Here is a 25,166-nt window from a genome sequence, read left to right on the forward strand (position 1 = left end):
GTCCATTGCCAGCATGAATATACTTCATAAAGGGAGCCATAACGATAAAGTTCCTCTTGCGTCGGCCCAATTTGTTGGGTGAGCTCCTTCCCGTCGCTATCGTTTCCCCTTATTTATCCATTACAAAAATTCGATATACCCTTCTGTTCCATGCACGCGAATTCGTTGCCCATCTTTTATCAGTTTGGTCGCATTCTCCACTCCGACAACGGCTGGCAAGCCATATTCACGTGCGATAACGGCTCCGTGGGTCATCAGTCCGCCCACCTCCGTAACCAACCCTTTTATGGATAAAAACAATGGAGTCCAGCTGGGATCAGTAAAGGCGGTGACTAGTATATCGCCATCTTCCAGATCAGCCCCTTCTATATTCAGGAGCACACGTGCCCGCCCCTCTACAACACCCGAAGAAACAGCGAGGCCTACAATAGCTTTAGCGGGGATATTTTCTCGTTTGTACTGACCCGTAATGATTTCGCCATCAGACGTGATAACACGTGGCGGAGTTAGTTTTTCATATAATCTATACTCGTCTTTGCGTTTGTCGATGACCTGGTAATCCAGTTTATTTGTGCGTATGGTTTCCTGCAATTCTTCAAAAGCGAGATAGTAAATATCTTCTTTTTCATGAAGAACGTTGGCTTGTACGAGTCGTTCCGCTTCCTTTAGTAAAGCCTGTTTATAAATGAAGTAGCGACTAACAATGTCGTATTTCGGATATTCACGATAACCGATGAAATTCCGGATCTGGTCGATCATTTGTTTTGTCTCTTCGGCTTTTTGTTCACCATCCGGTAATTGTTTCAATCGGGCTAATAAATCCTGTTCTTTTTTCATTGCCTCCTGTCGCCCTTGCTCAAATTTTCGTTTACTGGCGCCAGGCTCAAGGTTTTTGATGTTACTGAGGATCATAGGTACCAATATATTTGGTTTTTCACTCCAGCGTGTTCTTGTAATATCGATCTCCCCGGCACATCGCATTCCATATTTGTCGAGATAAGCAGTAATAACATCACGCACCTGCTGTCCACCTTCGAATTGAACCAGTTCTTCTAAAAAGTTATCATCCTTTACCTGTTGTAAATACTCAATTATTTTCGGGTAGGGACGAATCACATCTGCAACATCCAATAGCTCCATACCCATTTCAGAAGTGACGTTGTTAGGTACAGATAAGGAAAGTGTGTCTGCTACGTTTTTTTCACCTAACCATTCATCCATTTTTTCATTGATCCATGCTGAAGCATGGATGGCGGACATAATCACACTCAAGTTTTTCAGATCTGACGCACGCTGCCTCCGTTGCTGCATATCTTCCAGGATACAATCTAATACATCCAATCCTGATTTCGTTTGGGTGTTATGTTTTAACGCTGATAACGATGTCTCACTACTCTTAATCAAATCGGCAACAATTGCCGGGTCGTTTCCTGCTTCTGCCAGAATATCCGCAGACGACATACCCTTATGGCTTTTAACGGGTCCCGGTTCGCTTTTGTCAGATGGGTCCAATTTTATGAAATCTCCCCGCTCTATGATGGTAATAAGCGCGTCTTTTATGAGCGGATCGGAGTGTCCTAAAACATCCAATAAATTTTGCCTGCCATCTGGTGAAGCCAGACCCATCGTGATATCCACAAACAGCCTTCCACCACCAGTTTTAAACATGGGTGTGGCACCTGTTAACATCCAAACAGATATTCCCAGTGGTTTAATAGGATCAGTCATCATTTGCTGATGGCCGACAGATACATACACGTGATTCTCCTGGTCATTTGCTTCAGGTATGGGATATAAAGTGGTGATCGGCCGGCTCTGGACAATATAAAATATATCATCAGCCAAACACCATTCGATGTCTTGGGGGCAGCCGAAATGTTCTTCGATCTGTCTTCCAATGCGTGCCAGTTGTAAAATTTGTTGATCCGTAAGGGTTTGCGTTTTTTGCTGATCAGGATTGAGCTGCTTGGTCTCTGTTCCGCCTTCTTTTCGTCCATAAATAGCCATTTTTTTGGTTTCTATCCTCTTGCTGACTATTACCCCATTCTGTACTTGATAACAATCGGCAGATACCAAGCCGGAGACCAGCGCTTCTCCAAGTCCGATACTTGCATCGATAGAGAGCAGCTTTCGGTTGCCATTGATGGGATCAGCGGTAAATAAAATCCCTGAAGCTTGTGGGAACACCATCCTTTGAACGATGACAGATAAATAAACTTGGCTGTGATCAAATCCATTCAGCATTCGGTAAATTACCGCGCGTTCCGTAAATAAAGAAGCCCAACATTTGCGGATATGCTCCAGGATGGATTCTTTGCCGATAATATTTAAATAGGTATCTTGTTGACCAGCAAAAGAAGCATGCGGCAAATCCTCAGCAGTCGCACTAGAACGTACGGCATAAGCATATTCATCACCAAACTGGGAGAGATAGTGAGCAACTGCTTTCACAACATCAGAAGGAATGGCTACTTCCATAATGGCCTGTCGAATCTTCTTGCTGATATCATCAATTTGTTCTCGATCTTCTACTTTAAGCGTAGCTAGCTGATCCAGAAAAGCATGAACTATTTCGTTTTGTTCGATGGCTTTTTGATATCCCAATGTTGTAACACAAAACCCTTCTGGCACTTGTATTCCTTCCATTTTGGTTAATGCCCCTAAGTGCAATCCTTTTCCACCAACCAGCAAAAGCTGAGTGTTATCCATTTCTTGAAAATCGAGAACCAGTGAATTCATTCAACATCTCTCCTAACCATTAATATAGAGAAAAAAGCGAACAATCATGATCATGCCTAGTCACCGCCGAAGTAAGTCGCCGCGTACTTCTTCTCAAAACCGCTTGATTATGTACGCAGCCTGATTGCACATTCCATCTTCCTTTCTATTTTCTGGGGGGGTAAAAAAAACATTGACAAATCAAAGTTCTAGATGTACTATAATAGTAGGGATAATATTTTTTCGGTTGTTTATATGATTTGTCAATAACGCTATCGATTATATCATAGCTATTTTTTGTGTTCAATTATTTTATGTAAAAAGAGATGATCCTTGAATTTATCAGGGTCATCTCTTTTTGTGATTACTCTTTTACCGATCCTACAACAATTCCAGTCACAAAATATTTTTGAAGTAACGGATAAATCAGCAGTAGCGGGATGACAGCGACTACGATTTTTGCCGCATTTAGATTTTTATTTGAAATTTCAGTCAAGTTGCTAAGTTGTGCTGAGTTGGTGCCGGATTGAAGAAGTTCCGCAATATTCACGTTAAGGGACTGAATATACGTCATGAGCGGATAATTGCTGACTTGAGTCATATAGATCAAACCGCTGAAGAAATCATTCCACGTTCCCACGATACTGAATAGTGCTACCGTCGCCAGCGCAGGGATGGACACGGGAACATACACTTTGAACAGGACCTGCAACGGACTTGCCCCATCGATGAATGCTGCTTCCTCTAGGGCCTTAGGTACAGCAGAGAAGAAGTTCATGACAAGGATGACACTGAATATAGGGACAGCTCCTGGTAGAACAAGCGACCAAATTGTATTGAGCATATCGAGGTTTTTGATCAATAGATAACTCGGGATCATCCCACCGCTGAACAGCATGGCAAAAATCATGACGTTCATATAAATGTTTCTGCCCTTAAATTCTCTTTTTGACTTGGAGAGCGGGTATGCCATTAGAACAATTAGAATCATGTTGAGAAGAAGTGTAAGCACAACACGTAGAACAGATATGCCAAAGGAACGCCAGAACTGAGCATCATCGATAATTTTCGTATACGCTGCGGTTGTAAAATTGACCGGTACGAGACCTACAGCATTAGCTGACACGGCCTCACTGCTGCTAAATGAAATCGCAACGATATTCCATAATGGAAGTAGGCAGATCAATGCCAGCAATATGACGATGGCATAGATGACTAACCCGCCAATTCGATTTTTTTGGCTTACAGAATACGACACAGGCTTCGCCTCCTTAAAATATTTTTCGGTCGGTGTATTTTTTGGCTAATTGGTTGGCGGACAATAGCAAAACAATACCAATCACTGACTTGAACAGGCCAACAGCCGTACCGAAGCTATACTGTCGCCCAACGAGTCCAATCCGATATACATAAGTATCCAGAATATCTCCCGATTCATAGACAACTGGGTTATACAGATTATAAATTTGATCGAAGCCGGCACTCAAAATATTGGTCAGACTCATCACTCCCATGAGCAGGATAATAGGCAGCATGCCTGGCAACGTAATATGCCATACTTTTCTCCACCAGCTGGCTCCATCCATTCCTGCCGCTTCATACAGACCCGGATCAATCGAAGTAATTGCAGCCAAATAGACGATGGAACTGTAACCGAACTCCTTCCACACGTCTGTCCCAATAATCAGCGGCTGAAACCAGGTGTTGCTGCCGAGAAAATTAATATTCTCCAGACCGAAAAAGGTCAAAATTTGATTCACAATTCCATCTAAACTGAACATGTTAACAACCACGGACGCTAGAACTACCCAGGACAGAAAGTGTGGCAGATAAACAATTGTCTGCACGGATTTTTTAACGAATTTGATGCGGATCTCATTTAACAAAATGGAAAAAATGATAGCCATCATTGTTCCCAATAGAATCTTGGCAATGGCAATCACCAACGTATTACTAAAAACCTGTGCGATGTCCGGCAGCTTAAACATATAAATAAAGTGCTTCAGCCCTACAAATTTGGAGCCTAACATTCCCTTGGCTGGTATATAATCCTGAAACGCCGTAATGACACCGACCATCGGTACATAGCTGAATACCAGCAAAAATAAAATACCCGGAAGCATCATCAGATGATATATGGCACCCGTGCCGAACCGGATTTTTGCTTTATCGTTTCCCTGTTTCATGGATGGACCCCTTTCCTAAAAGCAGGGCTGCAATACGCAGCCCTGTTAGCAGTTTAAGATTGTTTATTTTTTGGATGCAACCTCGTCTTTAATTTCCTGAATTACCTGGTCACCGCCTTGCTTCTTCCAATTGCTAACGAATGTATCGAAGTAATTCAGAGGTTCTGCACCTGTCACGATTTTGATAAAAGATTCCTGCTCCATCTTGGTCAGATTAGCCCAGGTCTGTTTCATGCTTGGTGTAGTTCCGGAGAAAGCGGGTGTCATCCATACAAATTTGTTTTCCCGTGTCAGTTTGTCAATGAGTCCCACTCCGTTGATACGCGAGTGATATTTCGACCAGGCTGTTACGTTATCCGTATCCATATTACTTAAGTAAGTCTGGATACTTTTAATATTGTTCTTTGATTCTGTTGTCCGGACCTGATCCAAACTTATCTCTCCTTTAATCCCTCGAACGATATCAGAGTAGTCATCCAGTAACGAGGTCGCCGAGTTGACTTCAATATTAAACGGTCTGGTAGAACCGTCTACGCCGTTCTCTTGATACTTGGCAGCTTCTGGCATAGATGTTCCCACATTTTTATCATTTGCCAATTTATCGTAGAAAAGGTTTACGATTTTAACGGCGAGTTCCGGGTGTTCGTATCCTTTTCTTACAACGATAAACTGATTAGCTGGATTGGCGTGTGCCACGTTTACCTTTCCATCTGCATCTTCCAAAGTGTAAGCCGTGAATTTCGCATTCTTATCCTTCTGCTTCACGTTGCCCAGACCCCAGTCGGGAATATGCCATGGTCCAAAAGCAATACCGCATTGGCCGTTGGTGTACAGTGCCGTAATATCATCAAATGTGCGTGTTCCAAATTGCGGATCGATGATGCCTCTCTTGAACCAATCTGCCATGACGCCTAGCATCTGCTTGGTTTCCTCTGTTGTCGAGCCATAAACAATGCTGCCGTCTTTACCCTTCATCCAGTACTGAGGGAATGAACCCTTCGTTGAGGCAACTCCCAGCATGGTATAGGCGGAACCATTGTAGTCAGTTGTATTCAGGGTGTTCACAAAGGGAATACCTACTGGTTTCCCGGTTTGACCAGGATCTCTTTTTAAGAATTCCTCGGCTGTTTTCTCCACATCTTCCAGCTTGATGGCACCATCTCCGTCTGCGTCAAGTTGGATTCCCAGTAGATCCAGCCAATCCTGACGAACCCAGACCATGGTTGGTGCGGAATCTAGGGAAGTAGCTGGAAGCGCCATTAAACGTCCATCTATCGTCGCATTGTCTAACGCCCGGCCCTCATACGAGTCGTAAATATTCTTGATATTATCTGTGGCATACTGCTTGTAAATTTCCGTCATATCTTCAATCAGATCATTATCAACCAGTTCTTTGAGTTCATCCTTGGAATCGACACGCATCATGTCAGGCAGTTCTCCAGAGGCGATGGCGAGCGAAACCTGACGGCTGTAATCTTCTCCGTTGGCTTCAAATTGGTCTTTAATCTGAGCGTTAAACGCTTTTTTGACCAGTCGAGTATACGCATTATTCTCATACGAATCTCCAGCCGGCAGCTTCGGGTTGGCCGTAGTCACACGACCCATCGTGACGGTTATTTCGTCTTTATAGGCACTGAATGGGTCTCCGGGTGTTACCTCATATTTGCCCGCTTCCTTCGCAGTGGGAGGGTTGGATGAAGCCCCACAGGCTGCAAGGGTTGAAATCATTAGGGCAGATATCGACAGTACGGCCAGACGTCTCGTCAACAATTTGCTTTTTACGGACCATTTAGTTGTCATCTCATTCGATTCCCCTTCGTTGTGAATATTTCTCTATCATTGTTGTTTACGCTTTCATTATAAAACTCGATGAAGACAAAACGAGATAGGGATTAAACGTCTGTTTGGATAGAAAAATGTATGCGGTTTCACGCCAGGCAGTGAAGTCATACTTGGCTTGTAAGCATTTATCCTACCTGCCGACATACATTTGTCTATCTTTACTTACTAACCAAAGTAAAGCACAAAAAACCGGCAGCTCCTATCAGGAATCTGTCGGCTTGACTGAATTATAAAAGAGTACGCTTTTTATCCCCTCTGCCCAGCTGTCGATATTCACTTGGAAGCAGGCCTGTCAACTCGCGGAAAATTCGGCTGAAATATTTTTCATCCGTATAACCCACTCGCTCAGCAATCCAGAAAATCTGATTATTTGTATTCAATAAATACTCTTTAGACTTCTCTATTCGTATAAAACGGGAGTACTCATTAAAGGTTTTCCCCATCAGATCCTTGAAGCATTGACTGAAATAGCTTCGGCTGATGTTCAGTTGCCGGGACAGACCTGAAGCAGTAAAAGCTTGATCCAAATCATTTTGCATGATCATAATCGCTTTTTTCACGGCGTCTACAATTTCCTGTGAATACGAGGTCTGTTCATCTGCCTTACGAATGTCCACAGAGGTCTGCTTGATCCAAGCTTCTACCTCGTACCACGATAGAAAAGAATGGATCATTGAGATTCTACCAAGCGTAGACTCGGCAAAAAGGTGATTCCATTCCATAACTATCGAGTATAGCAATCCCATCAACTGGCTTTTTTGCAGTCTTAGTGATTTGAACTGTTCAATCAGTTGGTTGTAGTAACTGTCGTTATGTGTCCATGGTGATAGAAACCAACTTTGCTTAATTCGATCCATGTCTTCATCCTGCGGTTCTATTGGAAATGATTCCTCCACATTCATCGAAACGGCAATGACAGGATCATAAGGGTCGTATGCATAGAATAAGGACGTTTCTGTATAATTCATAATCCAGTTTTGGATTTGCGACCACGTTCGCTCTTGTACATCGGACATAACTAGCAAGGCGCCTTGGGGAACTTGGTCCCGGTATTCCTTCAGTTTGTGGAACAGTTGATCCTCTAAGTCCATGGGTGCCGCCCACATCCAACTGTTCCGTTCAACCTCCCATCGGATCTCATCTACACTGGATGTCGGTTCAATCGGCCAGCTCTGTCCTAACTTGCGATCCAGTGAAACAAGTGCATACACATGGCGGTAATGGACATTAGTCTCACTAAGCAGCGGCAGCTTTCGTTTTTTATTCGCCAGCTCGTCAATCCGGATATGTATTCGATGCAGCACGTGTTCGAATTGCTCCTTCTCGAGCTGAACCTTGGCTATATAGTCGATGGCTCCCAGCCTGAGCGCTTCCTGGATATAATCGAAATCTTGATGCAGTGTTAATACGACAATATGAAGCTCTGGATAGAGTTGCCTTGCAGCTCGCATCAGTTCAATACCTGACATCACCGGCATCGCGAGATCCGTCAACATCAGATCGACCGGTTGGGATTTCAGAAAATCCAGTGCTTTCAACCCGTTACTTGCTTCTCCTACAACTTCCATATTGAACTCATTCCACGGCATCGCGGAGCTTATGCCTTTTCGTACCAATTTGTCGTCATCCACAATCAATACTTTAATCATCCCCGAACATCTTCTCCTTTGATAGGAAGTATGAGCAGAATACTTGTCCCTGTACCCAATTCACTTTCGATCACCAGTTGTGCTTGATCTCCGTACTGTGCCCTCAACATGCGGTGAACATAATTGAGTCCGATGCCCATCCCTACTTTTTTATGTTCTGCTATACGATTGTTCAAGAGTTTTTGAATCGCTTCCTCGGTCATGCCGGCTCCATTATCCTGTATCAGAATATTCAGCGTTTTGGTGAGTGTAACTTCAATTTGAATAAAACCTTCGTCACTCAGTCCATGATAGAGAGAATTTTCAACCAACGGTTGCAGAATAAAACGAGGCACAGGTATTTGAAGCACATGGTCATCTGCTGAAATACGCACGTCAAATTCAAAGTCATATCGAATTTGCTGCAGGACTAGATACTGTCTTAGCGCATCAATTTCCTCTTCCATCGTCGATACTTGCCCTAATTTACCCAAATTGTAATACAACAGCTTGTTCAAGGATTGCACCAACTTGTCAATCTCCCCTTGTCCATTCATGACGGCCAGCCAATGTACAGTATCTAGCGTATTCATCAGAAAGTGAGGATTGATCTGATATAACAATTTTTCCACTTCCAAATCTGCACGGATCTTCTCTTTCTGCTGCACTTCCTTGAACAGGTCACCGATTTGGTGCTGCATATTTGAGAATTCTCCCAATAGAAAATCGAACTCGGGAATATGAGTGCGAGTCTGGCTACCTGCCTTTTGTGGATTCTGAGACATTCCGTTAATTTCCGAATGGAACAGACCGAGTGGCTTGTAGACCATCTTCCACAGAAGCCAAGCAAGAAATACAGTAAAGCCGAGAAAAAATAAAGCGACCAGTAATATTTGAAGCAACCACTGGTTTTTCTCCTGTTGATACTTAGCCTGCGAAATTACCGAGATGACGCTCCAATTCTGAGCGGAGTCCTCCTTAAACCAATGGTAGTCACGGGATATTCCGTCTTTTGCAGCACTTTTTGATAAGCTGAAGAAATTCTCCCCCACTTTCATCGTTTCCGGAATTTCACTGTAAACAATTTGACCTTCACCATTTAGGATCAAATGCGATAAAGCTCCTTGGTATTGGTTGTAACCTAGTATATTCTGGGTAAGACGAAAGCCGGATTCGACGTAAATATATACATCGTCCCTTTGAGGCAGTTGTACCTTTCGCATGGCAGATAAAACGAGCTGGTCATTAAATCGGTTCATACTGATATGGGGACCATAGTACGAAATGCCATAAGATTTGAAAAGCACAGGCAAAGACTCAGGGGCAAAACGATCTTTGATGGGAAAGTTAGCGAACTGTGTAGCGCCTTCTTTCTGGAAATAATATAAGGTCAAGCCTATATTCGGATTAGTAAACGTTACAACATTTAACTCATTCTTTAATTCATCTCTAGCCTCAATCAATTCAATTATATTGGAGGAAGGTTGCAAGACTTCATCCAGTTTTTTGCCTAAAGTACCGCTATATGATAATTGCTGAGTAACATGATTCAGATTGGTAATTGAATTTTCCAGTGATGAAGTTACCTGCTGTAGATTGCTCCTAATTCCATCATTGATTTTATTTACAAAAATGGAATCAATGGTATAATAAGAAATTGCAAATATACTAATAAAGGGAATAAACGCGCTGAGAAAAAACAATAAAAAGATTCTTTTTTTAAGTGTCATTCCGCCCCATTCTCCTTAGGTAAATAAAAGAGCAAGCCCCTGATTATGGAGCTTACTGTTTATTGAACAACAGCTCTATCAATTATCGTATTCCTCATAGACAGCGACCTATTTGAGAATAGACAACATCTACATCCGATCCAGACTGGAATAATCAGGATTTTTCCATCTCGGTGAGGTCCAATTCTGTTCATAATTATAGAATGATATTCCAATATGTCAAACGCTTTCATGGAATTCATAGAACTTATTCTCCCTTCCTCTTTGCATACATCGCATCGCATTGTATTCGTTCTTTTTAGACAAAGAAAAACTCCCCTTCAATTAGCGGTTTATTTATTAAACCTGTCTACTTGAAGGGGAGCATATCAAAATCGGTAGCCTGTTCCGTAATTTATAATAGCGAGGTTACGAACTTCACCTCCGGAAAGCGGCTATCCGGTCCTTTCATTAAGTTTCCGCCTTGATTTTTCAGATACCTATCGAAGAAATCTAGCATATAGGCATTGATAACGGAGTTCGCTCTTTCGGGCGCAATCTTTCCTGTAATGCCCAGCATTTTGAAAATCGGAGAAATGAACTGTACGTCAGCGAAATTCAAATGCTCCGTATTTTCGATATAGAGGACTTGTCCCCCTTCGTCGACCGTTTCACGCATCCGTTCAAGCTCCAACTTTTTATCTTCCGTTACTTGATCCTCCCACTCTCTTGTTGATCCCATACGGTTAAGCTCTGCATCCGTGTAGACCCGATTATCCATTACCATTTTTAATTTTTCGAAATAGCTTTCCGAGTTGATGAACAAAAACGGCTTTCGCAGACCCTCTCTGTCACGCAGTCGATAAAGCCCTCCATCAAGGTCTATCCCGACTGCGATTCGCGGATCGTAAGAAGCGTCATAGGCCGTCGCTCCGCCGATGGAATGACCGAACACCCCGACATGACCGAGATCAATCCTCCCTTTTAGATGACTTGGAATCTTCCCCGATTGGATGAGCTCGAATTGGTCCAGCGCAAACGCCACATCGCCGGTTAAAACTTGTCCCAACTTGTCGCGATTTTCTCTGCTCGTCTGGTAATCATGGTCGGGCGAGAATAAGTCGTTGGTTGTGCTGGTTGTGATTCGACCGTCCGGAAACTCGGTTGCAAATGTATTGTAGGTGTGGTCGATCACTGCCACCATATATCCGTGACTCGCGAGATATTCGGCTTGCGAGGTGTGGAGGAACCTGGAAGAGCCGTTGCCGGGATTCGCAAGGATCAGCGGGTATGAAGTCTGTGCCGAAGAAACTTCGGCCCCCGAATAAGTATGACTGGATACGTACCTCAGGTGTTGAAACGTAAACCCGGGAAGACCATAGTTCGCGGCCATATAACGTAAAATCTGGGTATCGGGAATAAAGGGAGCATACTTGCCAGTGCTAGCTTGAGCCGGATACCAGACCTGAACCATCAATTCTCTCTTACCATCTCTGGATTCGTCGAAAATCTCTTCCCTATTTGTATCCACGAAATGAAAAGTTTGCGTTCCTACCTTAAATTCGCCTGTCGGTTCAGGTAGTTTAAATACAGGAAAAGCATACATAAGACCCGCTGTTACGACCAGCATTATCGCTATAGCGGTATAAGCTGAACCCAACATGAATCGTGGGATTTTTTTTGGACCGTCTTTTTTAAAATAGCTATAACCTGAAATGGCTAAAAAAATGATCGTTATGCAATATGGGAAAAATAGCTGAATTCTGTATCCTTCCACCGTCCAATGAATGACCAGTAAAAGTGTGGCAATACCGCTTGCAACGAATACTGGAATTCTACGCCTTTTTTTTAATAGAAAGTTTAATGAAAACAAGCCGATGTTTGACAATAATAGCAACAGTTCAAACAGCCTCATCTCGATTCTCCTTTTAAAAAATTTCTATTTTCGTTTGTTCCAATCTTATCCTGCCAGGCTGGCATAAGCTATCGATTTGCCTTACATCTACCTTACAATTTTGTAATTCGATCTTGCGGTATTGGAGGACTCGTAAAAACAGTAAGTTCAATCATTCAATCATATATGGAGAAATACGGGTATCGAGCTGAAGCGGTCTAATTGTTTATTTGCAGTCAATGCTATCAACCTTTCTCTATAGAAAAATAATGTTGCGCCTAGGATGCCTCTCCATAGCAACAAGCAATCGGTGATCATAATGTGACCCTCGAATTAAATGATAATAATTATCATTATCAATTATGGTGTATCAAGAACTACGGAAATTGCAAATACACAAATTGTGAATGCTATATATAAAGACAAAAGCCCTCGCATCTAGAGGGCTTTTGGAATAAATCAGCTATTCATTTGAGTCGCCTCAATCCGCCACTTGCATCAACGGAGTATCAGCACGCACAGGACTCCAAGAGGATCAGATTTTGCATAACCCGACAAAAACTCTAGCTTTGCTTCACTCATCTGCACCGATATTCACGGCTTTCCCTTTCACACGGGGTTCCCCGTCGATATCCTCGGTTCCGATGATGGCGTTATCCGTTGATCCGGAATCGATCGCTGGTGACAAAGACTGCAAACGGAAGTCGCCATTCGTGGCATTCACGAATATAGGATCGGCAAACAGAGAATGCGCATCGTTGCCCGTTCCCGATTTGTACGTGGAGAATCCTGTATATTCTTTATCTTTCCAGGTCCAGTTGGCCCCCGAACTGCCACCAGGTGCAAAATATAAATTATAATCAACAACATTGCCCGAATTTTGAGTATATCCATTGTAGATCAACACATCAGTCGAACTGGCTACGAAAATATTGTTCTTGATCACGTTGTTTCGTGTATCATACTGAACCAAAAGCTGGCCGCTTCCGTCGTACAATGTATCGTTCTTGTACAGCGTATTGTTCACGATCTTGCTGTTTACCGTTGAGCCACGCTCGTCATCGTAGCCGCCCATAGCGATGCCGGTTAACCGGTTGATATATATCACGTTACTGCGGACCGTAATATTGCTGGTGGTTTTGCCGGCATGCTCGGAGGCAATTTCGACGCCGATGTCATTGTTATAGCTGTAATTCTGCTCGATAATGTTGTCCTTGCCCCCATCCACATAAATGCCGCCGGCCGAGTTGTCATCGCTTTTGTAGGATGGGTTATTTCGAACCGAATTATTGTACACTCGATTGCCTTTTACCACCCCATTCCGCACCTGATCGTAAGCAGTATTCGGCGCGGTTCCTTCAAAGCCGATTAGATCGATTCCAATGTTGTCGTTATCGTGAATGAGGTTGCTGGTCACTGCAAAGCCGTTCACATTACCGTTTAAAACAAGCGATTCGCTGGAGCCGAGCACGAGATTGTATAGTTCATTGCCGTTGATTGTAAGGTTGTGAATCGATGCAGGAGCTTTCGTGCCATAAACAGCGATGCCGTGAGCGTCCCGGCCTAGCCGGTCTTTTCCAGTTGGGGTGGCCGTGTTTTTGATGTCGTGGATTTTGTTATCAGACAGATTAATGAACCCCCCTGCACCGTGAACGTAAATGCCTGTAGGCACTGCGTTCTTGGAAGCAGTGGTAAAATTGCGGATTTCAAACCCTTGGATGGTGACGTAATCGACATCGGCCAATTCGATTAACCCTTCGTTCCCACTGACAGATAGGCCAGTACCGTCAACAATGGCGGTTTCCGTGCCATAGCTTGCGAACACGGTTGGGCCTTGCGAGGCGGAGCCAGAGCGGGTGATTTTCAGTTTCTCCTTATAAACACCACCTCGGACATAGACCTTGCTGCCCGGAGGGACTGTGTCGGCCGCATGCTGGAGCGTTTTCCACGGCGCATCGCTTGTTCCCGCGTTGGAATCGCTACCACTTGTCGCCACATAATATTCGGTACCAGCGGCAGAGGCGGCAGGAGTCTGCACATTACCGATTGCAAGGCCTAACCCCAAGCTTAAACCTATAAGCAAAATTTTACCGAATTTCTTCAAGAATTTTCAACTCCCATCCTAATTCAGCTTTCGTCAAACTAACGTTATCATCACTTTACGGCTTCTTGCAAGCGAAGAACATCCTCCACCGTCCATCGGCAGGCTTTCCGTACAAAAGTCGATAGCGCCCACACGCATTGGTGAATTGCAGTAATTCTTCGCCTTGACAAAGAAACCTAAATAAAAACAACCCTGAAAATATTATGTATATTTTCAGGGTTGAACGGCTAACTCAATGTCTTCAATAACACTGAACACTCTGAAATGAAACTGTTGGATGCTGCCTGTATGAAGGGCCATTATGGTCACACACCATGAGAAGACTGCCGATAAATTTCATCGACAGCCCTTCTCTTCCAAGTAGTATACTCCTCAATCTTGTTCGCTGGACAATTCCTTGAGCGATTTGATTTTACCATGGGGATGCTGTTCTTGCTTTCGTGACTTCCATGCAGCTTCTTTCCTTCTCTTCTGGTGAGCCATAACAGATATCCTCCTTTGGAAATTGTGAATATATACTACTTCCTTAAGTTGTCATTTCTCGACTCTGTTCATTCATAAAATTAAATTCGTTGGGTTTTGTTTTTAGTTAACGGGCATCTTGTTAAAGAATGTGATATCGTCTATCGGCAGCCGAGTTGTCTGATGACCCGGTTGTGCCGCTTTACCGAGTGCAATCAGCATGATTGGAATGTATCGGTCACTAATACCGAACGCTTGCTTAAGCTCGGCCGCATTATAGCCGCCCATCGCGACGGTATCGTAGCCGTGAGCACGTGCAACCAGCATAAGCTGCTGGGATACAATACCACCATCAATATGAATGACTTTATGAAGTGTTTCCTCTGGCAATGAAGCATACGTATGAATCGATCTTTCCACGAACGATTTGGCGGTATCTTCTGCTATATAGCCGTGTTTTACTGCTTCGCCGAAAACTTCATCGAGCTTCTTATATCCTTCCGTATCACCAAGCACAACGATCACCGCTGCAGCCTCAGTAACCTGGGATTGATTGTAGGCGATTGGCTGCAGTTTTGCTTTCAATTCCTCTGTCTCAATAACCAAGAAGCGCCAGGGCTGAACGTTACTCGAAGAAGGCGCAAGCGTCGCTTCTTTCAGAAGATCCTTAATCTCCTCGTGAGACAGACGAACCGATTTGTCGTAATGACGCACAGAGCGGCGCTCGCGGATGACATCGGCGAACAAGGCGGAGCTCTGACCAGTATGAGTTGAAGTTGACATTATGAATCCTCCTTTAAATAAATACTGTTTTTTATTCAGCACAGTTAAATCCAGACTAAGCGATTAGTCAAAGTTTGAAATCTATTAAAACGAAGTGCCTTGAAAAAATTCCAACAATATTTCCGCTTATGCGCACAGGCATAACTGTGTTCATTATCACACAGTATAACCTTAAAAATTAACGTTGCGCGCGGCTTGCGTTTAACTGTTGTTTATATTGCACAGTATAAAATCTAAGCAAGCCGCTGTCAACCGTCTTTTTCCAGGTTCATCTAAAGCTTGGCTTCCAGTTGATTGGCGAGATCAGCAATCGTGTACTTGCTTAATACTCCACGTATGCTATCGTCCATTTCTTGGGTAATATCCTCAAGCGTAGATTTCATACATTTACCGAGCGGATGCGTGCCAGCTGTCTCGGTAATACCAAAGGAAAGCCTGCTGTCTGAACGGAATACATCGTACACATCAACTAGTCGTATAGACTCTGCCGGTTTCCTAAGGTGGTACCCGCCGTCACGGCCTTCCCGGGTTCCGATAAGCCCTTCCTTGGCGAGAACGGAAAGTATGCGGCGCAGCAAAGAAGGCTCCGACTGAAGATATTTGGCGAGTTCAATACTTGGACAAGCTATGCTTTTGTCCTCCTGCGATAATATAACAAGCGCTTGAACAGCCAGTCCAAACCACTTTGGGTGCTGAGTCGGTGTACAATACTCCTGCTTCAACCTTTACTCTCTCCTTCCAGCTTACTCTTAAGTAGTATGAGTAAATTGTACCGAATTCCCTAATATGCTGCAATAGACGAGCTTACATCCAATTTATATATTTAAATATGGTATTGACTTCTGTGCAACAGCTTCTTTGAAAGATGGAAAGCTTAACACATGATCTGCGACTTCACGCAATTGATTTGTAGTCAAGCTTTCCATTTGTAACTTAATGTCTGCTCCCATATTGGCGACTTGCCCTGCGATGATCGGCTTGATCCGTGTTCCCAAATGCCTCAAAACAAAGCTTATAGAAGTCCATTGCTTGGTTAAAGACTGTCTTGTTTATTATTCTTTTATTGTTTGTAAGCTGGCAGCTCATGCAACAAAAAAAGCCGCCAACTTGGCGGCTTTGTGTACAGAAAAAGCTTGTTTTCGTACTGAACATTGTTGACTAACGTTAAATACTCATGGTTTACTGGATGACTGTTTGTTGGCTGAATCACTATAAACCGTGCTTAATTTTGATGTCGCCCTAATACCATTGGGACCTTCAATGATAATACGACCTTGTTCCGTTAAGCTTGATCCTTGCCAGTCAGTGGTCATATCTAAATAATCGAGACCCGGACTGTTTCCTTTCCAAGACCATGCAAGATAACCTACACCCTTTTGCTCAGCGTAACTCATAATGGTAGCCTCATCCACATCACCGCTCGTATGCTTAATGCCGAATTCTCCAATCAGCAGAGCTAGGTTTTTATTCAGTACATTATCCATATTGCTCTTTACTGTGGCGGCATTACCTCCGGCATATTCGTACATATGAATGGAGAACATCGTATTTTTAAGCGGATCTGCATTAAATACTTCTTTTCCGTAGTCAAAAATAGATTGCGGATACTGTCCCCATCCTGCACCATCAACAATGATTGTGTTTTTGATGCCAGCATTTCTGAGCTTAGGTATAACAGACTTATAACCTTGCGCCCAGCCTCCGCCATCCCAAGTTCCATACCATTCGTTCGCGATATTGAGGATGACGGTGCTTTCTTTTCCAATGAGTGCACTTTTCATTTCAATCCAGTACTTGGCGATATTATCCAATACAGCAGCGCTGTCAGACCCTGTGCCATCATGTACTTCTAGAACAACGACCAATTTGTTCTGCTCTGATAAAGTGATTAAATTTTGTATCGCAGACAGATCATCTTTTGTCCATTGCTGACCATCCGACAGTACGATTCTGATGGTGTTCGCTCCCGTTTTTGCAATGGCAGGGATCGCTACAGACTCTTGCCCCTTATACCAGGTATAAGCGTGATTGATTCCCCTCATAACAAACGGATTCCCCTTGGCATCGTAAAGCGTTGTTCCATTAATATAAAAACCTGTATTCTCCGTTGTAGAATTCGTCGTAACCTTTAGGACATTGCTTGCTGTTGAAATATTTCCTGCTGCATCCCTGGCTTTGACAGTGAAGCTGTATGTTGTATTGGCGCTAAGCCCTGTCACCGTATAACTTGTCGTGGGGGTTGAATCGACCAAAGTTGTTCCATTGTACACATCGTAGCTGGTAACATCGACATCGTCTGTTGATGCTGTCCATACAAGGCTTACCGAAGTGTTTGTTTTGGAGTAGCTTTTCAGGTTTGCTGGTGCTGTTGGTGCCGTTGTATCAGGGGTTGAGTCAACAAGCGTAAACTTCCATTTCTGCTGATCATTTCCGTTATCCGTCCATTGCTGCACATTTGCCCCGTCATTAGTATAACCTCCGATTACATCCAGCGCTTTACCGCTAGATTGTACAAGCAGCTTATAATATCCACCGCCGACGTCAATCATTTTCCATTTTTGATTAGTTAAATCGCTGTCTGTCCATTGCTGTACACTAGCCCCATCTTCTGAAGAGCCTCCGGCCACTGTTAATGCTTTACCGCTGGATTGCACAATCAATTTATAATATCCATCGCCAACGTCAATGACTTTCCATCTTTGCCGAGCGCTACCGTTGTTCGTCCACTGCTGCACCTTCGCTCCATCGGCAGTTGAGTCTCCTGCTTCCAGATTTTTTCCGCTATGCTGTGCCGTTAGTTTATAAGTTTCACCTGAGACAATATTTGTGTCAGCTGCGCTGGTGGTAACATCAATCACATTGCTTGCATCTGACACATTACCTGCGGTATCTCTGGCTTTCACATAAAAGCTGTACGCCAAGTTGGCTGTTAGGCCGGTAACGATGAAGGATGTCGACGCACTGGATCCAACGAGGTCTGATCCTTTGTAGATGTCGTAGTTGGAAACACCTACATTATCTGTAGATTCCGTCCACTGCAAGCTTACTGTTGTATCTGATACCGAGGAACTAGTCAGGTTGGAGGGAGCTGTTGGAGGTGAGTTATCCTCCGGTTCATCAGCTGAATGCACTTCAAATTCCCAAAGGGAATATCCGTAGCTGGTAGCTCTTTCGATACCGTTCATTTTTACATATCTAGCGTCTGTTACTTCGAAAGATATCTTATCGATTCCTCCATCTCCAGTCGTGGTGGAATAGACGGTAGTCCAATGATCATCATCCGTCGATGTCTGAACTTGGTAGGACTTCGCATAAGCGGCTTCCCAGTTGAGCGTAACGCCATTGATTTTGGTGGTGCTACCAAGATCTACACTTATCCACTGCGGATCTGAATATTGTGAGGACCATCTAGTTTGCGGGTCACCATCAATCGCAAAATCAGCCGCTTTACTTGAATCTTCGACGGAGCTTGCGGTTGCCGATTGGGTAAGCCTAGCATTTTCGAAAGCGCTCACACTTTTGAACGGCAACATACTCATCAGCAGTCCAAACAAAATCAAGCATGTTATAGTTTTTTTCATTCCCAAGCCTCCTATTTACCATCATAAATAGCTAATTGGTTACCCCTGCATTCTCATAGATTTCAATTCCATTCTCCATCCCTGAGGCACGGTAAAGTCTTCTCCTTTCCGATCATAATTGGGACCAAAACAAACAAACGTAGAGCAATCCTAAAGTAACCGCTTTCTTTTACAACTGCAATTATTTCGCTTTAATAGATTTTCTGTATCATTCCCAGTGATGAGATTTTATCAAAGCGACCTAAAGCATATATATTTTTGTTTTCCAGTACTATTCCTTGATGATTAAAAAGTTTTAAAATCTGTTTTCCTAACTCCATAGCATGGGTCCTAAAAGTGCAAAACAAGACAACTTTCTCCCAGCAGTTGTCTTGTCTAGTATTTTTATATTTGTATAATTGTCGATTCAACTCGTTATTCTCAAGATTGTAATCTTGTTTAACAGAATTATAAATCGCTACCCTTGAGCTTGAATATAGCCTCTATGAAAAAATAATCGCCGTAAATGATGGATTGATGATGAAGTGGTCTCTAGGTTCTTCGGCTGGAAAAAGATGGATCGGCAAGTTCGGAGCTTCTGTCTCCAGAGTCGGTAACTTGCCGCCATGACTCAGGCGCAGCCAGCCGTCTTCAGTCCATATACACTTCTGAATCGCTGTTTCCCTGCCGAGTGGATTCATTAAAGAAGTACCAGGAAAAAGCCGAGTACATATATGGGCCATATACCATTCCCCATGCTGCGTTTCGACCAGCGTCCCATGACCCGCCTGCCAGTAGAAAGATTAGATCTTCTAAACATCGCTTTGCCGGATGGAAGCCTCAACTTTGTAAAAATGCTATCTGCGTCTACTACGTGAGGGATGAATATAAAAACACTCCTTTCCGCTTCTTCAAGCTGGCCATGATTGAGCCGCAAAGTACGATGTTGAGATCAGTGAATTGCGAATTTACGGTCAACGTCATGAATTTTAAGTAAAGTGCCCCACACCAAACAATCCTCTACCTATTTGGTAGAGGATTGATGTTTCTAGACTTCCTATTATGTATCTGTGCGCACATCATCCCAATCCTGTCCCATGTAACTGGTGAGCCATTTAAGCACACGATGACGTTCATACACTACACCATCATCCAGATTTCCAGGGGCTGGCTGTTTATGAATGCGGCTATCCACACACATCCAATCGTAACGACAAATTAAATCCGCTTCATCTAAAATTTCCTTGCTGCTGCGCAGTCTTGAGCTTGACAGAAAAGCCTCAAATGAGTCGAATTGCTGCAGCTTTGAAACAGACAACGGCACGTCGCAAATCCCAGTTGGGTCACCTAGCTTCTCAAGATGGCCCAAAGCCCATAACAGAGTCCAAAAGCCTTCATAACGCCAGGAGAACTGGATGCCCTCCGACTCATCGACGTAATCATTGAATAAGAACCTCTTTTCTTCCGGTGAAAAGAAACAGTCCGCGCCATACTGATCAGTCACTTGATTTATCATCCGTTTCGTATCATCCATGCTTTCGCCCGCACCGATACACTCGCCTTTCAGTGCTACAATACACAAAGCAACGGCACGGCCAGCCACTTCCTTGAGAGAACGGATGCTGTCTGCGGCTTCATCTCCTAGCCTGCCTGGGATCGGCGGCATTTGCGTAAAGCCTTGATCGACCAATTTCTTTTCCGACCGCAGCTTCCGCTCCATCCCGGATTCGCTAATTGGGTCCTCTCCGTGCAAATAACTGACATGAGCAGTAACTGTATAATCTTCCACTTCCGAACGCCCATTGACATCTAATAACAGACTTCCATCAGGTGCAAGTAAATTACCGCCACCCCAGAACATCAGCCCGTCCAACGAATTTATGATATCAAGTAATTCGGCAAAAAAGGCTTCAGATATATCCTCCTCGGTCTCCACACCAATCACCATATTTAGCGTACTCATCTTGATCAGCAACTTTTGCTGCAACTGTTCGTTTTCAGCAGGAATCTGACTGAAAAAATTTATCATTCCGTTAAGCATGGAGGCAAACTCCTCCGGATTCGTTTTGCTGGTCATTATGTTAAAGCCTTTGACTTTCTTATTAAACCAGCCCTTGCTTTTGACCTCAACTCTAGTTTTGCTTTCATTCACGTGTATCTTGTTATTGGGATAAATCGACTCTAATAGTCTCTCAACCTGATCCAGATCAAAGGTGGAGCTGTATAGCGCACAATTTCTCATGATGACCTCCTTATGGCAACACTACGAATAGTTCATGTTTGTTACTTGCTCGATTCAATTAACTCTGCAAAAGCCGATGCAGTAATGCCTCTCCCTCATTCTCAAACCTTCGCTGTTCCTTCAGGAATCCAGGAACATCTTGTAGCTGGGAAGGTCTGTACCCAGGACCGTCACATCCGCAGGAATGGTAAGAGTATCCGTTTTGGTACAAAAGCTCTACCTTTTTCCACTGCTTGATATCCGTTTGCTTCGGGGCCTGAAAATCATGCCCCATGTCATGCATGGGCGTCTGGCATTGCGGACATACATGGACAATCCCCTCATATTCTTCCTTTGGAATCTCAAAGCGGGATGTTTGCTTATATACCTTCCTACAAGCAAAGCAGGCAAAGATATCTTTGTATGGACCGTACATTGCATATCTACACATATTTTCACCCTCTTCAAAAATTGCAATTGGTCTAATATTTTTCGCTCACAATTTAGCAATCTATAAATCTATTTTTGAAAAATTAAAAATACATTCACATCACCGTAGTATTAAGAGTACATAGATGTCAAGCTGATGTTTCTTTTATATTAGAACGACACTATAGAACTAATCAAGCTAAAAGGTCCATTCTAGCGCATTCCTCGCAGTAGTGATGTTATTTTTATAGCATTAAGATCTTGTTCAAGGCGCAAAATTATGTAGCATGATGTTTCAAAATTTAACTAAGAAGACTCCAAAGCCGCAGTCAAAGCAGAGCTGGAGCCTTCTTTTTTATAGTAATTAATATCAAATCAGAATGCGCAAATCCCCAGACCGACTTTTGGGACAGCCCCTCCAGTCTTATAATTCTTGTATGCTGCAGGTCAGCTTCAGGCTGGTACTTGTTTTATACATCTAACGTATATAAGGGTAGGTTTTCCGGTAAAGCCGCCGGGCGCTGACATGTACTCTGCATCGTATAAAAGGTCTGCTGATCGGAAGAATCATGGAACGCCCACATCGCTTCCAGCACATGGTAGGCCAGTTCCCCGCTGGCGCGGTGAGGTCGTCCGTTGCGGATAGCATAGGCCATATCAGCAACTCCGATACCCCGTGTATTTTCCTGGTAACCTGGCAGCAGCGGTACCTCTGTCCAATTGTGCTCGCCTAGCAGCCTGAAGCGAACTGGCCCTCCGAATGTGTTCGGGTCAGGTACCTGCAACGTGCCATGCGTACCATACACCTCGATCGGTGGCAGAGTGCTACCTCCAAAAATGTCAAAGCTGGTAATCAGCGTACCGACAGCTCCCTGCTTGAAGCGCAACAATCCAGCCACATGGGTCGGAATATCGACTGGGATAGTCTGGCCTCTCTTTTTCTCGCTCGTAATCGTTCGCTGATCCATCGCCTTGCTGGTCATGCCCGAGATGGTGGCAATCGGTCCCAGCAATTGCACTAAAGCAGTCAAATAATAAGGGCCCATATCAAACATCGGGCCACCGCCGTCTGCATAATAAAATTCAGGATCGGGATGCCAATGTTCATGTCCACGGCTCATCATGAAAGCCGTAGCAGCAACCGGATTCCCAATGACTCCGTCTTCAATCAACTTCAATGATGTCTGTATACCGGAGCCGAAGAAGGTCTCCGGTGCGCAGCCAACAAGTAGTCCCTTTTGATGAGCAAGATCCAAGACAGCCTGACCCTGCTTATGAGTGACGGCAAGTGGCTTCTCCACATAGACATGCTTGCCAGCCTCAAGAGCTCTGAGACACACCTCGGCGTGAACGGCCGGAATGGTCAAATTAATGATGAGTTCGATCTGCGGATCAGCCAAAATCTCATCTACCGAATATACGTTCGGAACGTTGAACGCTATCGCCTGCTCCTCTGCCCGACTTTGGTCCAGATCCGCTACTGCGAACAGCTCCAGAATGTCGAAACGATGGCAATTTTCCATATAAATTCCGCTAATTTTACCGCAACCGATGATGCCCACTTTCATTTTTTTCATGCCTGGACTCCCTTCTCCTTCAGAAAAAATGGATAATGGCATTCTTTTATTACATCGGATACTATCCTGTTCACGCTACTGTTGCTGGTTGTCTGCCATACCCGTGTATGCCTCTGCCAGCGAGCTACCTCGGCTGGTCGCCGCCTGTTTGCCTGCCGTAGTCCACAGGAATCCGCTGCGCATCATCTCGGTCACTTGAGGTATTTCTATGATATCTGCGTGATGACCTAGCGAATTGTAGAACACGCGGCCGTTTCCCCACCGCTTTGTCCATACAACGGGCATATCCACTGGCCCATTAGCCGAATGAGGTCCCGGAACGACCGGGAAGCGTGTGGTTGCCAGCACCTCAACCGCAGGGTCTACATGGAGGTAGTACTGCTCGCTTTTGACCTGAAAATCCTCAATATGGTCCAGCAGCGGGCTCGATCCACGCTTTATGTTTACCATGTACTCCACCCCATCATTGCCGGGATGTGCAACCCATTGCCCACCTGTCATGAATTGCCAGTCCACGTTGTTTCGAAAGGCATCACACATGCCACCGTGACAGCCTGCCAGACCTACGCCGCTTTGAACCGCTGCTGAGACATTATTGATCAGTTCCTGCTCAATCTGTCCCATGGTCCACATGGGAACGATCAGGTCCAGGCCAAGCAGTTTCTCCGCATCCTGATACGCTTCAAGGGTACTGGACACCTCCACCTCAAACCCTTCTTCCTTCAGAATGCGTTCAAAAATGGCCGCCACCTGCTCCGGTTCATGTCCGTTCCATCCACCCCATACAATCAGTGCCTTGCGCATCTGTAATCCACTCACCTTTCGGAATGTGTTGTTAACCTACATTTCTTCAATGGATACCCAACGGCGTTCCTCTATAGATCGTTCTACTGCTTCAAGCACAGCCTGACAAGCGACCCCGTCGTGGAAGTTCGGCGAAGGTTGCCGCCCTTCGGAGATGGCACTCAACATCTCAAGCATCTCGTGGGTGAAGGTATGCTCGAATCCAATTGTATGTCCTGCAGGCCACCAGGCTTCGGAATACTTGTGTACCGGATCGGTGGCGAGCACGCGGCGGAACCCCTGAACGCCTTCCTCATCCTGTGTGAAATACACTTCCAGCTCATTCATCCGCTCAAAATCAAACCGCACACTGCCCAGACTACCGTTGATTTCGAATGAATTTGTGCTCCGATGTCCGGCTGCAAAGCGTGTGGCCTCAAAGCTGCCCAGTGCACCTCCAGCAAAGCGTGCTAAGAACAACGTGGCATCATCAACCGTCACTTCTCCCATCGGTGCATTGGCCTCGGTACTCCTTTTGGAGCTCAATCCGCTCATCTCCGTAGCCAGCGGACGCTGTTTGATGAACGTCTCGCTCATGCCGATGACTTCGTGGAACTCGCCGACCAGAAACCGAGCGAGATCAATCAAATGGGCGCCAAGATCACCATGAGAGCCAGAACCGGCCACTTCTTTTTGCAACCGCCATACCAGCGGGAAGGACGGGTCCATAATCCAGTCTTGAAGGAAAAAGGCGCGAAAATGATAAATCTTGCCCAGGCGACCGCTTTCGACGAGCTGCTTCGCCAGCTGGACAGCCGGAGAAAAGCGGTAGTTGAAGCCAATCATATGGTTGACCCCTGCTTTCTCTGCTGCTTGCAGCATGTCACGGGAATCCGCCAATGAAAGCGCAAGCGGCTTCTCACAAAACAGATGCTTGCCATGGAGGGCAGCCTCAATGACAATTTCCTTATGGGCATTACTCGGGGCGTTAATGTCAACAAGATCAATATCGCTACGTTTCACTAGATCACGCCAATTCGTAACACTTTCGCTCCAGCCGAACTGGCGGGCAGCTGCCTGAACCCCCTGCTCGTTACGTCCACAGATAACGGACATCTCTGATTGCAGCGGGGCATCCGGGAAGAACATGGGTAGACTACGGTAAGCGTTGCTGTGAGCCTTGCCCATAAATTTGTAGCCAACCATTCCAATACGAAGACGATTAGACATGTCGTGATCCTCCTTATGGGTATGAGTTTCAACGAATTAT

The 25,166-nt window shown here is 44.6% G+C and carries 17 protein-coding genes and 2 pseudogenes; all 19 read right to left on the reverse strand.

Annotated features, from left to right (window positions below; all coding sequences use genetic code 11):
- Positions 1 to 120 precede the first annotated feature (120 nt).
- Positions 121 to 2,739: a phosphoenolpyruvate synthase gene (gene ppsA / locus EGM68_RS13175; protein WP_129549370.1), complete on the reverse strand. Its 2,619-nt coding sequence runs from the start codon at positions 2,737 to 2,739 to the stop codon at positions 121 to 123.
- Between the two features lie 343 nt (positions 2,740 to 3,082).
- The gene (locus EGM68_RS13180) at positions 3,083 to 3,976 is read right to left on the reverse strand and encodes a carbohydrate ABC transporter permease (RefSeq protein WP_013371307.1); all 894 of its coding nucleotides are present in this window, start codon (positions 3,974 to 3,976) and stop codon (positions 3,083 to 3,085) included.
- A 13-nt stretch (positions 3,977 to 3,989) separates the two neighbouring features.
- Positions 3,990 to 4,904 carry an ABC transporter permease gene (locus EGM68_RS13185; RefSeq protein WP_025677288.1) on the reverse strand — a complete coding sequence of 305 codons (915 nt, stop codon included), beginning with the start codon at positions 4,902 to 4,904 and terminating at the stop codon, positions 3,990 to 3,992.
- Positions 4,905 to 4,967: 63 nt separating this feature from the next.
- The gene (locus tag EGM68_RS13190; protein ID WP_040103686.1) at positions 4,968 to 6,704 is read right to left on the reverse strand and encodes a type 2 periplasmic-binding domain-containing protein; all 1,737 of its coding nucleotides are present in this window, start codon (positions 6,702 to 6,704) and stop codon (positions 4,968 to 4,970) included.
- A gap of 269 nt (positions 6,705 to 6,973) precedes the next feature.
- Positions 6,974 to 8,395: a response regulator transcription factor gene (locus tag EGM68_RS13195; RefSeq protein ID WP_013371311.1), complete on the reverse strand. Its 1,422-nt coding sequence runs from the start codon at positions 8,393 to 8,395 to the stop codon at positions 6,974 to 6,976.
- On the reverse strand, positions 8,392 to 10,104 hold the full coding sequence (locus tag EGM68_RS13200; RefSeq protein WP_025677291.1) for a sensor histidine kinase: 1,713 nt from the start codon (positions 10,102 to 10,104) through the stop codon (positions 8,392 to 8,394). Before EGM68_RS13200 ends, EGM68_RS13195 begins: the two co-directional genes overlap by 4 nt.
- A 394-nt stretch (positions 10,105 to 10,498) precedes the next feature.
- The gene (locus EGM68_RS13205; RefSeq protein WP_129549371.1) at positions 10,499 to 11,998 is read right to left on the reverse strand and encodes an alpha/beta hydrolase family protein; all 1,500 of its coding nucleotides are present in this window, start codon (positions 11,996 to 11,998) and stop codon (positions 10,499 to 10,501) included.
- Positions 11,999 to 12,551: 553 nt separating this feature from the next.
- Positions 12,552 to 14,081 (reverse strand): right-handed parallel beta-helix repeat-containing protein, encoded by a 1,530-nt coding sequence (locus EGM68_RS13210; RefSeq protein WP_129549372.1) that lies wholly within the window; start codon positions 14,079 to 14,081, stop codon positions 12,552 to 12,554.
- 372 nt (positions 14,082 to 14,453) lie between these two features.
- Positions 14,454 to 14,564 carry a DUF6254 family protein gene (locus EGM68_RS26120; protein ID WP_014599788.1) on the reverse strand — a complete coding sequence of 37 codons (111 nt, stop codon included), beginning with the start codon at positions 14,562 to 14,564 and terminating at the stop codon, positions 14,454 to 14,456.
- 102 nt (positions 14,565 to 14,666) lie between these two features.
- Positions 14,667 to 15,326: a nitroreductase family protein gene (locus EGM68_RS13215; protein ID WP_129549373.1), complete on the reverse strand. Its 660-nt coding sequence runs from the start codon at positions 15,324 to 15,326 to the stop codon at positions 14,667 to 14,669.
- 272 nt (positions 15,327 to 15,598) lie between these two features.
- Positions 15,599 to 16,048 (reverse strand): RrF2 family transcriptional regulator, encoded by a 450-nt coding sequence (locus tag EGM68_RS13220; RefSeq protein ID WP_013371316.1) that lies wholly within the window; start codon positions 16,046 to 16,048, stop codon positions 15,599 to 15,601.
- A 123-nt stretch (positions 16,049 to 16,171) separates the two neighbouring features.
- A pseudogene (locus EGM68_RS26125) lies at positions 16,172 to 16,370 on the reverse strand (hypothetical protein); the annotation flags it as partial.
- A gap of 128 nt (positions 16,371 to 16,498) precedes the next feature.
- Positions 16,499 to 18,907, reverse strand: coding sequence for a cellulase family glycosylhydrolase (locus EGM68_RS13230; protein WP_129549375.1), 2,409 nt, complete (start codon positions 18,905 to 18,907; stop codon positions 16,499 to 16,501).
- 482 nt (positions 18,908 to 19,389) lie between these two features.
- Positions 19,390 to 19,671 (reverse strand): annotated as a pseudogene (locus tag EGM68_RS13235) (family 43 glycosylhydrolase); the annotation flags it as partial.
- 275 nt (positions 19,672 to 19,946) lie between these two features.
- Entirely contained in the window at positions 19,947 to 21,128 is a 1,182-nt protein-coding gene (locus tag EGM68_RS13245) for a DUF4272 domain-containing protein (protein ID WP_129549376.1), read from the reverse strand.
- Between the two features lie 58 nt (positions 21,129 to 21,186).
- The gene (locus EGM68_RS13250; protein WP_129549377.1) at positions 21,187 to 21,558 is read right to left on the reverse strand and encodes a hypothetical protein; all 372 of its coding nucleotides are present in this window, start codon (positions 21,556 to 21,558) and stop codon (positions 21,187 to 21,189) included.
- 448 nt (positions 21,559 to 22,006) lie between these two features.
- Positions 22,007 to 23,113 carry a Gfo/Idh/MocA family protein gene (locus EGM68_RS13255; protein ID WP_129549378.1) on the reverse strand — a complete coding sequence of 369 codons (1,107 nt, stop codon included), beginning with the start codon at positions 23,111 to 23,113 and terminating at the stop codon, positions 22,007 to 22,009.
- A gap of 75 nt (positions 23,114 to 23,188) precedes the next feature.
- Positions 23,189 to 23,917, reverse strand: a complete 729-nt coding sequence (locus EGM68_RS13260) for a ThuA domain-containing protein (RefSeq protein WP_129549379.1) — start codon at positions 23,915 to 23,917, stop codon at positions 23,189 to 23,191.
- Between the two features lie 36 nt (positions 23,918 to 23,953).
- Positions 23,954 to 25,126: a Gfo/Idh/MocA family protein gene (locus tag EGM68_RS13265; protein WP_129549380.1), complete on the reverse strand. Its 1,173-nt coding sequence runs from the start codon at positions 25,124 to 25,126 to the stop codon at positions 23,954 to 23,956.
- Positions 25,127 to 25,166: the final 40 nt, after the last annotated feature.

The organism is Paenibacillus sp. M-152 (assembly GCF_003856555.1).
In the GTDB taxonomy this organism is placed as follows: Bacteria; Bacillota; Bacilli; order Paenibacillales; family Paenibacillaceae; genus Paenibacillus; species Paenibacillus polymyxa_C.